Source organism: Sphingomonas sp. Tas61C01, from assembly GCF_052567495.1.
This window is the reverse complement of record NZ_CP199583.1, coordinates 1,265,918-1,278,562: the sequence shown is the minus strand read 5'-3', so window position 1 is coordinate 1,278,562 and position 12,645 is coordinate 1,265,918. Positions and strand designations below refer to the sequence as shown.

The 12,645-nt window shown below is 68.5% G+C and carries 9 protein-coding genes; 5 read left to right on the top strand and 4 right to left on the bottom strand.

Features of this window, described 5'->3' with window-relative positions:
* Positions 1 to 152 precede the first annotated feature (152 nt).
* The gene (locus ACT009_RS06070; protein WP_445193443.1) at positions 153 to 914 is read right to left on the bottom strand and encodes an arginyltransferase; all 762 of its coding nucleotides are present in this window, start codon (positions 912 to 914) and stop codon (positions 153 to 155) included.
* A 264-nt stretch (positions 915 to 1,178) separates the two neighbouring features.
* Between ACT009_RS06070 and ACT009_RS06065 the strand changes: the two genes are divergently transcribed.
* The gene (locus tag ACT009_RS06065; protein WP_445193442.1) at positions 1,179 to 1,394 is read left to right on the top strand and encodes a hypothetical protein; all 216 of its coding nucleotides are present in this window, start codon (positions 1,179 to 1,181) and stop codon (positions 1,392 to 1,394) included.
* A 44-nt stretch (positions 1,395 to 1,438) separates the two neighbouring features.
* Here the strand turns inward: ACT009_RS06065 and ACT009_RS06060 are convergent, their stop codons facing one another.
* A complete protein-coding gene (locus ACT009_RS06060) occupies positions 1,439 to 2,683 on the bottom strand; it encodes a threonine ammonia-lyase (protein WP_445193441.1) in 1,245 nt (414 codons plus the stop codon).
* Between the two features lie 104 nt (positions 2,684 to 2,787).
* Between ACT009_RS06060 and ACT009_RS06055 the strand changes: the two genes are divergently transcribed.
* Positions 2,788 to 4,407 (top strand): amidohydrolase, encoded by a 1,620-nt coding sequence (locus tag ACT009_RS06055; protein WP_445193440.1) that lies wholly within the window; start codon positions 2,788 to 2,790, stop codon positions 4,405 to 4,407.
* 493 nt (positions 4,408 to 4,900) lie between these two features.
* Here the strand turns inward: ACT009_RS06055 and ctrA are convergent, their stop codons facing one another.
* Together ctrA and ACT009_RS06045 are read right to left on the bottom strand one after the other, a co-directional pair.
* Positions 4,901 to 5,596: a response regulator transcription factor CtrA gene (ctrA, locus tag ACT009_RS06050; RefSeq protein ID WP_375420960.1), complete on the bottom strand. Its 696-nt coding sequence runs from the start codon at positions 5,594 to 5,596 to the stop codon at positions 4,901 to 4,903.
* Between the two features lie 183 nt (positions 5,597 to 5,779).
* A complete protein-coding gene (locus tag ACT009_RS06045; RefSeq protein WP_445193439.1) occupies positions 5,780 to 5,953 on the bottom strand; it encodes a hypothetical protein in 174 nt (57 codons plus the stop codon).
* 174 nt (positions 5,954 to 6,127) lie between these two features.
* On the opposite strand from ACT009_RS06045, the gene ACT009_RS06040 reads away from it, so the two are divergent.
* From ACT009_RS06040 to ACT009_RS06030, 3 genes are all read left to right on the top strand, one after another.
* On the top strand, positions 6,128 to 6,337 hold the full coding sequence (locus ACT009_RS06040; protein WP_445193438.1) for a hypothetical protein: 210 nt from the start codon (positions 6,128 to 6,130) through the stop codon (positions 6,335 to 6,337).
* Between the two features lie 100 nt (positions 6,338 to 6,437).
* Positions 6,438 to 8,390, top strand: a complete 1,953-nt coding sequence (locus ACT009_RS06035) for an autotransporter assembly complex protein TamA (protein WP_445193437.1) — start codon at positions 6,438 to 6,440, stop codon at positions 8,388 to 8,390.
* On the top strand, positions 8,387 to 12,508 hold the full coding sequence (locus ACT009_RS06030) for a translocation/assembly module TamB domain-containing protein (protein ID WP_445193436.1): 4,122 nt from the start codon (positions 8,387 to 8,389) through the stop codon (positions 12,506 to 12,508). Before ACT009_RS06035 ends, ACT009_RS06030 begins: the two co-directional genes overlap by 4 nt.
* Positions 12,509 to 12,645: the final 137 nt, after the last annotated feature.

The window sequence follows — 12,645 nt, the reverse complement described above, 5'->3', positions numbered from 1 at the left end:
CCGGGGTCCCGCTATTCGCAATCGCAAACAACGTCTCGAGCTCCAGCTTCTTAGCGGGACCCCGGATCAAGTCCGGGGTGACGGGGAAAGTTGGGAGTGGTTGAGCTCGGATCGCAATGGATGCAAACGGATCCGTTCGATAGCTCCCGCTCTTATCCGAACGCGCCGATCTGCGGCGTGTCGTCGTGCAACAAACGCCAGCCTTCCGGCCCCAGAACCTCGATCGGGCGGTAGCGGGTCTTGTAGGCCATTCGGGGTGAGCCTTTCACCCAATAGCCGAGATAGACATAGGGCAGGCCGGCGTCGCGGGCGCGCATGATGTGGTCGAGGATGATGTAGTTGCCGAGACCCGGACGGCTGTCGTCGTCGGCGGCGAAGAAGCTGTAGATCATCGACAGCCCGTCCGCCTGGCGATCGGTGAGGCAGGCCCCGACCAGCTTACCGCGTTCGCCCGAGCGGGAGCGCGTGCGGTATTCGATGATCATCGAATTGACCGGCGAATGTTCGACCATGTCGGCATAATCGTCTTCGTCCATCCCGGCCATGCCGCCGCCGGGGTGGCGGGTGGCCAGGTAGCGGCGGAGGAGCTGGAACTGTTCGTCGGTCGCCCAGGGGCGGCAGGCGACGACATCGATATCGTCATAGCGTTTGACGAGCTTGCGCTGGGTGGCGTTGGGAGTGAATTCCTGCGTCACCACCCGCACCGACACGCAGGCCGCGCAGCCGGCGCAGCTCGGACGATAGGCGACCCGCTGGCTGCGGCGAAAACCGATGCGCCCGAGCGCGTCATTCAGCTCGCTGGCGTGCGGCCCCGTCAGCTCGGTGAACACCTTTCGCTCCTGCCGACCCGGAAGATAAGGGCACGGCGAGGGGCTGGTGACAAAGAAGCGCGGAAATCTGAAGGGCGCAGTCACCGCCGGCCGACCTTTCGAACGAGTGCCGCAAACGCGACGACCTGACGGTTATGAATAAAATAAGCGCTACTGAAAAGCTCGTTTACCATCTATAAGGGTTAAGCGTGCTGCGATGATCTTTGTCGTGGGGGTAACGTCTCGTTAGGTAGAGGTACGTATAGCCAGCGCGCAAAGCAGGAACCATAATGAACAGGCTGCGTTGCGAGAGCGCACGTAAGTGAGGGAGTTTCTATGTACAAGAAGTTGATTGGCATCGTGTCCGCGATGGCCCTGAGCACGATCCCGGTGATGGCATCGGCCGCATCGTCCGCAAACCCGGCGAGCTCGCTGTCGGTTGCCAAGGCTCGCGCCGGAACGCCGACCACGGGCAAGAACAAGCTCGGCGGCGGCGGCGCGATCTTCGCAGCGCTGATCGCAGCCGGCGTCGTTGCCATCGTCGCGGTCGCCGCGACGAAGGACGACAATTCCGACTCGAACTAATGACGACGGGGCCGCGAGCGATCGCGGCCCCCGACTTATCTGCCTCAGGCGAGCTCCACCGGGCTCGTATCATATCCTGCCTCGCGCAAGGCAGCGATCAGCCGGTCGAGATGAGCCCGGTCGCGTGCCTCGCACTCGATATCGGTGATCAATCCCTTGGCCGGCAGCGTCGTGAAGACGCGCTGATGATAGACCTCGATGATGTTGACGCGTTGCTGATCGAAGATCCGCGCGACGTTGAACAGTGCCCCGGGCTGATCCTGTAACCGGATCCGCAGCCGGGCGAGCCGCCCGGAGCGGGCGAGATCGCGCAACAACACGTTTGCGAGCAGCCGCGTGTCGATGTTGCCGCCGCACAGCACGACCCCGACGGTGCGCCCCTTGAAGCGCTCGGGATGCTGGAGCAGCGCGGCCAGGCCGGCGGCGCCGGCGCCCTCGACGACTGTCTTTTCGATCTGGAGCAACAGGCTGACCGCCTGTTCCAGGCTGCGTTCGGTGACCAGGACGATGTCGTCGACCAGTCCGGCGACCATGCGCGAGGTAATCCCGCCCGGCTCCTTCACCGCGATCCCCTCCGCCAGCGTGTCACCGGCGCAGGGCATGTCGGTGCCGTTGATGCGGTTGTACATCGACGGGAACAGTTCCGCTTCGACCCCGATGACCTCGATCGGGTGATCTGCGGCGCGCGCGACGGTGGCCATGCCGCTGATCAGCCCACCACCGCCGATCGGGGTGACGAAAAGGTCGATTTCGGGAACGTCTTCGAGCATCTCGATCGCGACGGTACCCTGGCCGGCGATGACGCGCGGATCGTCGAACGGGTGGACGAAGGTGTAGCCGCGCTCGGCCTCCAGCACGCGGGCATGCGCATAGGCGGCGTCGAAGGTCTCGCCCTCCAGGATCACGGTGGCGCCGTGCCCTTCGGTCTGGGTGATCTTGATCGTCGGGGTGGTGCGCGGCATCACGATCGTCGAAGGGATGCCTAGGCGGTTGGCGTGATAGGCGAGGCCCTGCGCGTGGTTGCCCGCTGATGCCGCGATCACGCCCTTGGCACGCGCCTCGTTCGACAGCTGCAAAAGCGTGTTGAGCGCGCCGCGTTCCTTATAGGCTGCGGTGAACTGCAGGTTCTCGAACTTCAGATACACCGTAGCGCCGGTCATCTCCGACAGCGTCAGGCTGATCAGCGTCGGCGTCCGCACGATCGATGCGCGAATGCGGTCGTGCGCGGTGCGGACATCGGCGATCGAGACCGGCATGGCCGGTGCGGTGGTTATAGGATGGGTAGCCATCCGGTGGCGCTAGACCATCTGGCGCGGTGGGGGAACACCGCTTATGCGCTGGCGCTTGGCAGGCTTGGGAGCAGCGCGTGGTGGTTCGTAGTTGGTTCGCTTGCATGCTCTTGATGATGCCGGCGCCTGCGCTGGCGGATGCGCTGATCGACAACGTCAACGGGATGACGCTGGATAAGGAGCGGAAAGTGATCCGCTTCAACGGCTTGCTGATGTCGGCGGACGGCAAGGTGGTTCGCCTACTGACCGCGAAGGACAAGCGGCCGGAGAAACTCGACTGGCGCGCGGACATGAAGGGCAGGGTGCTGCTGCCCGGATTCATCGATGCGCACGGCCATGTCGCCGAACTAGGATTTCGCGCGCTCGAGCTCGATCTGTCGGGCACCAAGTCGCTCGACGAGGCGAAGGCGCGGATTCGCGCCTATGTCGCGGCGAATCCGGAGCGGCGCTGGATCCTTGGCGGCGGCTGGAACCAGGAGAGCTGGGGACTGGGCCGGTTCCCGACGGCGGCCGATCTCGACGACGCCGTCGGCGATCGCCCGGTGTGGCTGTCGCGCGCCGACGGGCATGCGAGCTGGGCGAACACCGCGGCGATGACCGCCGCAGGGGTCAATGCGAAGAGCGTGTCGCCGCCGGGGGGGCGGATGGAGAAAACCGGCGCGGCGCCTTCGGGGGTGTTCGTCGATTCGGCACAGGATCTGGTGCAGAAGGTGGTGCCGCAGCCGCTGGGCAAGGATCGTACCGCGGCATTTCTGAAGGCGCAGTCGATCCTGCTGAGCTACGGCGTCACCGCGGCGGCGGACATGGGCACCTCGCTCGACGACTGGCTCACCTTTCGCCGGGTCGGCGATGCCGGGGCGCTGCGGGTCCGGATCATGAGCTATGCCGCCGGCGTCGATACTGCCATCCGGGTCGGCGGATCGGGGCCGACGCCGTGGCTCTACGGCGATCGGCTGCGGATGGGCGGGGTCAAGCTGTATGGCGACGGCGCGCTGGGCTCGCGCGGGGCGTGGCTGAAGGCGCCCTATGCCGATGCTCCCGGGCAGAGCGGGGCGGGGTTCATGAGCGACGACGTGATCCGCAACCTGATGAGCCGCGCGTCGATGGACGGATATCAGGTGGCGGTGCACGCGATCGGCGACCGCGCCAACGCGCAGGTACTCGGCGCGATCGAGGAATTGGCCGAGACCTACAAGGGCGATCGGCGCTGGCGCGTCGAGCATGCCCAGATCGTCGATCCGGTCGATCTGCCGCGGTTCGCGCGCAACGGCATCGTCGCGTCGATGCAGCCGACCCACCAGACCAGCGACCGGACGATGGCGGAGGCGCGGCTCGGTGCGGCGCGGTTGGCCGGCGCCTATGCCTGGGCGACGATGCTGCGGCAGGGCACGCCGCTCGCCTTCGGATCGGACTTCCCGGTCGAGAAGCCCGATCCGTTCGCAGGCTGGGCGGCGGCGTTCACCCGGCAGGATGCCGACGGGCAGCCGTTCGGCGGGTGGCGGCCGGAAGAGGCGGTGACCCGCGAGCAGGCGTGGTGGGCGTTCACCGGGGGGGCCGCCTATGCGGGCTTCGCGGAGGACAAGTTCGGGCGGCTGGCGCCGGGGCAGCGGGCGGACTTCATCATCGTCGACCGCGATCCGCTGCTGGCATCGCCGACCGACCTGCGTGCGACCAAGGTCGAAGAGACCTGGGTCGGCGGGCAGAAGGAATATGAGCGAAAGTAGCGCTCACGCGGGAGCGAAAGTCACAAGAGTCTCATCATCATGCGTGCGCGCTTGCAGCTGCGGCTGCGGCTGCGGGCACGTCCGAGGGGGTGAGGAGTATAGCGATGAGAAACAGCGAGGTTTTGGTCCCGCGGTTTCTCCTACATTGCAATCCCGATCGGTGCGGTCGGTGGGGACTGTGGTTCCGCGACGACGGAACCTCTGCGACACTACTCCGTCACCCCGGACTTGATCCGGGGTCCCGCTGAGGCCGAAATTACAACGGCTGGTGCTTCGACGACTAAGCGGGACCCCGGATCAAGTCCGGGGTGACGAGAATGGATTGAATCTGGTGAGACTCGCAGAGGTCTCGAAAGGGCGGAACCCCAGTGCGGGGCTTCCGCCCTCGGGCAGACACACCGGAAGTGACGTCCAAACCGTCATGAACCGAAAGAAGGCCGCGACGCCCCCCGACGTCGCGGCCTTTGCCTCCGGTTCTGCCGGAAGGAAGCGATCAGGCGACCTGGACGACCTCTTCGGGTTCGCGCAGCACGTAGCCGCGGCCCCAGACGGTCTCGATGTAATTCTCGCCGTCGCAGGCGAGGCTGAGCTTCTTGCGCAGCTTGCAGATGAAGACGTCGATGATCTTGAGCTCAGGCTCGTCCATGCCGCCGTAGAGGTGGTTGAGGAACATTTCCTTGGTGAGCGTGGTGCTCTTGCGGAGCGAGAGCAGCTCCAGCATCGCATATTCCTTGCCGGTCAGGTGGACGCGGCTGCCGTCGACCTCGACGGTCTTGGCGTCGAGATTGACCGCGAGCTTGCCGGTGCGGATGACCGACTGCGAATGACCCTTCGAGCGACGGACCACGGCGTGGATACGGGCGACGAGTTCTTCGCGGTGGAAGGGCTTGGTGACGTAATCGTCGGCGCCGAAGCCGAACGAACGGACCTTGCTGTCCATCTCGTTGATCCCCGACAGGATCAGCACCGGCGTCGAGACACGCGCGACGCGCAGCTTCTTCAGGACGTCGTAGCCGTGCATGTCCGGCAGGTTCAGATCGAGCAGGATAATGTCGTAATCATACAGCTTGCCGAGATCGAGGCCCTCTTCGCCGAGATCGGTAGTATAGATGTTGAACCCTTCGGTGGTCAGCATCAATTCGATGGCCTTGGCCGTGGTCGGCTCGTCCTCAATCAGCAGAACCCGCATCGCTTATTCCCCCGTTGGCGCACCCACGAACACCCCTGCTCGCGACCGACCTGGATCCATTAACCAAACAACCTCTGAAGGCAAAAGGTTAATTTCTGTTTAATCCAGTGGTTACGGGGAGTCGTTTGGATGTGGTGAGTGGCTGCCTGGGTAGTGTCCGGCGCGAAGGGGAAGCCCCGCAATTTAGGAGTGGCGCCGGCCGCGCCACCAGATCAACAGCGCCAGCACGACGCCGATCGCGGTGCCGATGAGAAACCCCGGCGTCGGCTGATCCATCGAGAGCCCGACCGCGGCGCCGACGATCGCGCCCAGGGCGATGAGGACGCCGCCGGCGGCGGGGGTGGGGGAAGTGGCCATGGCTGCGTGTGGCATGTCCCCGCCCGGGACGCCAGCGTCTCCGCATGGGACGCGTGGCACAATCAGGAAGGCGCCCGAATAGAGGCATTTACCATCGATCGTCGCGGCTCGCCGCCGATCCGGCGGTGCTGGCACGCGACGTGTAAGGGGCGGGGGACTTCAGTGGAGTATCAAATGGTCGAACTATATCTCGCCGATGCGAAGCAGGTCCGCGAAGCCGCCGATCTGATCGCCGGTTTCGGTGAGAGCGCGGCGATGGAGGCAATGGTGCGCGCGGATCGCAGCCGCAACATCGGCAACCACGTGCATTTCTGCCGCTGGCGCCAGACCCGCCGGCTGATCGACCTGCTGGCGTCGGAGGACGTGATCGGGACGGTGCACTGAGCCGACGCGGGCGCCGACCGGGGCGCCGACCCGGGCGGGGCGTACGATCACCGCCGGGCGGAGGATTGCGGGCGGTGAATCGACCGCCTAGGACGGCCGCATGGTGTCCTGCGTAGGGTGGCTCGCTCTTGGTGGGTCCGCCGCGTTCCTTCTTGCCGATCCGATCGCTGCGCAAGCAATTGGGCAGCAGGAAGCGCCGTCTTCGGAGCCGGTGCCGCTCGATCCGACCGCACCGCTGGCGCCGCTGCCCGGCATCGGGGTCGACTGGCCCGATCTGGGCGCCGCCGCGACCGGCGAGACCGCGACGACGACGCGGACAGACGGTGCCGCGGAGCTGCGCTACAGCTGGAAGATCGAAGGCATCGATGCCGTCGCGACGCCGTTGCTGCGCCAGCGTTTCGACGACCTGTCGACGCTCAACGCCAACGACGGCAGCCCCGCCAATGCGGCGCAGCTCGATCGCCGGGCGCGCGAGGATGCCGAGCTGCTGACCACCCTGCTGCGCGGCGAGGGCTATTATGATGCGCGGGTGGCGACGCGGGTCGAGCCCGGCACCAAGCCGATGGTGGTCGTCGCGGCGGAGCCCGGCACGTTGTACCGCTTCACCGACGTTACCGTGAAGGGGCTGGCCGCGGCGGGCGACCGTGCGGCGGGGTTCCGCGACGCGTTCGGGATCAGCGCCAACGATCCGGTCAACGCCGACGCGATCGTCGCGGGCGAGGCAGCGCTGACGACGAAGATCGGGCGCGAGGGCTTTCCGTTCGCGACGGTCGGCGAGTCGGCGATCGTGGTCGATCGTGCCGCGCACACCGCGACGCTCGACCTGGCGGTGGCGCCGGGCGGGCTGCGCCGGTTCGGGAGCATCGTGGCGCTGCCGGGCAACCGCGTGTTCGATGCAGGGCACGTCCGCGAGATCGCGCGATTCACGACGGGCGATCCGTACGACGCGATCTCGCTCGACGACTTGCGACGGGCGTTGATCCAGACCGGGCTGGTGTCCTCGGTCGAGGTGCGCGCGGTGCCGGGGGCGACTCCGGACATCGTCGACGTCGGGGTGAAGTTGGAGCCCGCGCCGCCGCGCACCGTTGCCGGCGAGCTCGGCTACGGGACGGGCGAGGGCGCGCGCGCGGAGCTATCGTGGACCCACCGCAACCTGTTCCCGCCCGAAGGCGCGCTGACGCTGCGCAGCGTGCTCGGGACGCAGGAACAGCTCGGCAGCGTGGTCTATCGGCGCAGCAATTTCCACGGGCGCGACCGGGTGCTGACGATGCAGGTCGCGGCGGCGCATACCCAGCGGACCGCCTATGATGCGAAGACCTTCTCGTTGGCGGCGGGGCTGGAGCGGCAGACCAACATCTTCTTCCAGAAAGCCTGGACGTGGTCGCTGGGCGGCGAGCTGGTGGCGTCGGACGAGCGCGACGTGATCCTGGCGACCGGCGCGCCGCGGCGGCGGACATTCTTCATCGGCGCGCTGCCGACGACGCTCAACTATGACGGGTCTGACGACCTGCTGAACCCGACCCGCGGGTTCCGGCTCGGCGGGCGGGTCAGCCCCGAGCTGTCGCTGCAGGGCAAGGTGTTCGGCTACACACGGGTGCAGCTGGATACGAGCGCGTACCAGCCGGTGTCGACCAGCGTGGTCGTTGCCGGGCGGCTTCGGTTCGGGACGATCGTCGGCGCACCGCGGGACCAGATCGCGCCGTCGCGGCGCTTCTATGCGGGCGGCGGCGCGTCGGTGCGCGGCTATGCCTATCAGGCGATCGGGCCGCGCGACGTCAACAACGACCCGATCGGCGGGCGCAGCCTGACCGAATTCTCCATCGAGACGCGGGTGAAGGCGTTCGGCAATTTCGGGATCGTGCCGTTCATCGACGGCGGCAACATCTACACGTCGCCGCTGCCCAAGCTGTCCGACTTCCAGCTCGGCGCCGGGGTGGGCGTGCGATATTATTCCAATTTCGGGCCGATCCGCATCGATGTCGGCACGCCGCTGAACCCGCAGCCGGGCGACAGCCGGATCGCGGTTTACGTTTCGCTGGGACAAGCGTTTTGACGCGGGCTTGGGCGCGGTGGCTGCTCGGTGCGCTGACGGTGCTGCTGGCGATCTTCGGACTGGCGCTGATCGCGGTCGACACCGGCGTCGGGCACCGCTTCGTCGCGGAGCGGATCGCGACGATCCGGACGCCGACCGGCTTGCGCTTCACGGTGGGCCGGATCGACGGATCGCTCTATCACGAGACGCGGCTGGTCGACGTCCGGGTGTACGATCTCGACGGGCTGCTGCTGCAGGCGCCGTCGGTGGCGCTCGACTGGGCCCCGCTTCGCTGGTTCCGCAACGAGCTGTCGATCGAGCGGCTGGCGATCCGCCAAGCGACGCTATTCCATGCGCCGAAGACCCGGAAGACGGCGCGGAGCGGGCCGATCCTGCCCGATTTCGACATCCGGCTGGACGCGGTGTCGATCGACCGGCTGTTGCTGGCGAAGCCGGTGATCGGGACCGAGCGGGTGGCGCGGCTCGCCGGGCGGGCGGATATCCGCGCCGGGCGCGCGCTGGTCGATCTGACCGCGACGGTGGCGGGAAGCGATGCGCTGCGGGTCGCAATCGATTCGGCGCCGGATCGTGACCGCTTCGACATCGACGTACGGGCGCGGGGTGCTGCCGGCGGTGTGCTGGCGCGCAGCATCGGCTTCGGACGCGCGGTGACGCTCGACATCGCGGGCGACGGGCGGTGGGCGCAGTGGCGCGGCCGGGCGGTCGGGCGGATCGCGGGGGCGCGAGTGGCGGACCTCGCGCTGGCGGCGCAAGCGGGGCGCTACACGCTGTCGGGATCGCTCGCGCCCGCGCCGTACCTGACCGGCAAGCTGCAGCGGCTGACCGCGCGGCGCGTGCTGGTGAACGGCAGCGCGGGTTTCGCGGACCGGCGGCTCGACGGCACGGTATCGCTGCGGTCGGACGCGGTGGCGGCGACCGCGACGGGAGCGATCGACCTGGCGACGAGCGCCTATCGCAACGTGCGCGTCGACCTGCGGCTGCTGCGCCCGCCCGCGCTGTTCGGCAACATGACCGGGCGCGACATGCGGCTGCGCTCGATCCTCGACGGTGGCTTCGGGACGGCCCGGTTCGACTATCGGATCGACGCGGCGCGGATGGCGTTCGACAATACCGGCTTCGAGGACGCCCATCTGGTCGGACGCGGGCGGCTGTCCGCGCCGCCGGTGATCGTGCCCGCGCGCTTTACCGCGGCACGGGTGACCGGCGTCGGCGACGTCGCGGGCGGGATCCTGCGCGGGCTGAGCGTCGATGGCGTGCTGCGCGTGACGTCGCGGCTGGTGACCGGGGACGCGCTGCGGCTGCGATCGGACAAGCTCAGCGGGCAGATCAACCTGACGCTCGACCTGAAGACCGGCGAGTTCCAGGTCGGCATCAACGGCGCGCTGGGGCGCTATCTGATTCCCGGGCTCGGCATCGTCGATGTCAAATCGACGCTGCGGGTGGTGCCCGGCCCAAACCGCCGCGGCACCCGCGTGATCGGGCAGGGCAGCGCGCAGATGGTGCGGCTCGACAATGCCTTCTTCCGCAGTCTGGCGGGCGGGCTGCCGCGCGTTACCGCCAATCTGGAGCGCACGCCCGACGGGATCCTGCACTTCACCAACCTGGTGCTGACCGCGCCGCAGATCGCGTTGCGCGGGGCGGGCTACCGGCGGCGCGACGGCAGCTTCCATTTCGAAGGCGGCGGGCGGCAGGCGCAATATGGGCCGGTGACGCTGGTGCTCGACGGGCGGATCGAGAAGCCGACGCTCGACCTGGTGTTCGCAGCGCCCAATGCGGCGATGGGCCTGTCGCAGGTGCGCGCGCACCTCGACCCGACGCCGCGGGGGTTCGCGTTCCGCGCCGCGGGCGGATCGCGGCTCGGGCCCTTCACGACCAATGGCGAGATCCTGTTGCCGCGCGGCGCCGGCGGGACGATCGCGGTGGCCGATCTGGCGGTCAGCGGCACGCGTGCATCGGGCGACCTCGCGATCGTCGACGGCGGGTTCGAGGGCAAGCTGACGGTGGCCGGCGGCGGGGTCGGGGGCGTGTTGCTGTTCCGCCCGGTCGGCACGGTGCAGCGGATCGAGGCCCATCTGACCGCGCGGGGCGCGACGCTGGGCCGGGCGACGCTGCGGCGGGGGCAGCTCGATCTGGTCGCGCTGCTGGATCCCGCGGGCACCTCGATCGAGGCGAGCGCGAACGGGCAGGGGGTCCGGCAGGGGCGGCTGAGCCTCGCGCGGTTCGCGGGCACGGCGCGGCTGCGCGGCGGGATCGGCGAGGTACGCGCCTCGATTGCGGGATCGCGCGGGCGCGCCTTCTCGGTGCAGACCGTGACCCAGGTCTATGCCGACCGCTATGTCGCCAATGCGGAGGGGACGCTCGACCGGCGGCCAATCAAGTTGCTGACCCCGGCGGTGATCACCCGCGACGGCTCCGACGGCTGGGCGCTGGCGCCGACGCGTTTGAGCTTCGCCGGCGGCACCGCGCAGGTCGGCGGCCGCTGGTCCGATGCCGGCGCGGCGATCGATGCGTCGCTGACCGCGATGCCGCTCGCGATCCTCGACATCGGCTATCCAGGGCTGGGGCTGGGCGGCACCGCGTCAGGCAAGATGACCTATGCCACGGTCGCAGGCGGCAGACCGACCGGGCGGGTCGACGTCACCGTTCGGGGCCTGAGCCGCGCCGGGCTGGTGCTGTCGTCGCGGCCGATCGATGTCGGCGTCGCGGGCGTGCTCGCGGCGGACCGGCTCGGGGTGCGCGCGGTGATGGCGTCGGGGGGCAAGACGATCGGGCGCGCGCAGGCGTTGATCACGCCGCTCGGCAACGGCGACCTTGCGACGCGCATCGCCGATGCGCCGCTGATCGCGCAGCTACGCTATGCTGGGCCGGCGGATTCGCTGTGGCGGCTGACCGGGGTCGAGCTGTTCGACCTTTCCGGGCCCGTATCGATCGGGGCCGACGTGTCGGGCCGGATCTCGGCGCCGGTGATTCGCGGCGTGGTGCAGGCGAACGGCGCGCGGATCGAGAGTGCGACGACCGGCACGGTGCTGACCGACGTGCAGGCGAGCGGCCGGTTCGCCGGATCGCGGCTGCGGATCGACCGCTTCGCCGCGGCGGCGGGCAAGGGCGGTCGGGTGACCGGCAGCGGCAGCTTCGATTTCGCCGCGGCGAACGGACTGGGGCTCGACCTGACGTTGCAGGCCGACAAGGCGGTGATGATCAACCGCGACGACATCGCGGCGACGGTGACCGGGCCGCTCTCCTTCACCTCCGACGGGCGCGGCGGGCGGATCGCGGGGGACGTGGTGCTGGATCGCAGCCGGTATCGGTTGGGGCAGGCGGCTGCGGCGGCGGCGCTGCCGCAGCTCAACGTCCGCGAGATCAACCTGCCCGAGGGCGGCGACGAGGAGGACACGCCGGCGACGCCGTGGACGCTCGCGATTCACGCCCGCGCGCCGAACCGGGTGACGGTGAGCGGGCTCGGGCTGTCGAGCGAATGGACCGCGGACCTCCAGATCGCCGGCGCGCCGGACAATCCGGCGATCACCGGGCGCGCGACGATGATCCGCGGCAATTACGAGTTCGCGGGGCGCGAATTCCAGCTGGCGCGCGGGATCATCCGGTTCGCCGGGGAGGTGCCTGCCAACCCGGCGCTGGACATCGAGGCGAATGCGGATTCGACCGGGCTCAACGCGACGATCCGGGTGACCGGCAATGCGCAGAAGCCCGAGATCAACTTCGCCAGCGTTCCGGCGCTGCCGCAGGACGAGCTGCTGTCGCGACTGTTGTTCGGGACCTCGATCACCAATCTGTCGGCACCCGAGGCGCTGCAGTTGGCGGCGGCGGTCGCGGCATTGCAGGACGGCGGCAACGGCATCAACCCGATCAACGCCGTGCGGCGCGCGGCGGGGCTGGACCGGTTGCGGATCCTGCCGGCGGATCCGCAGACCGGGCAGGGCACCTCGATCGCGGCGGGCAAATACGTGACGCGGCGATTGTATGCGGAGATCGTGACCGACGGGCAGGGGTATAGCGCGACGCAGATCGAGTTTCAGGTGACGCGGTGGCTGTCGTTGCTGTCGAGCATCTCGACGCTGGGGCGGCAGAGCGCGAACGTACGGGTTTCGCGGGATTATTGAGGGGGAGCGCGTTTGGCTGATTGCATTACCACCCCGGCGGAGGCCGGGGCCCAGCAGGGGTTAGAAGGTAACAGCGCGCAGCCTGCAGTTATAGCAGCCTGTCTATCTGGGCCCCGGCCTCCGCCGGGGCGGTAGGG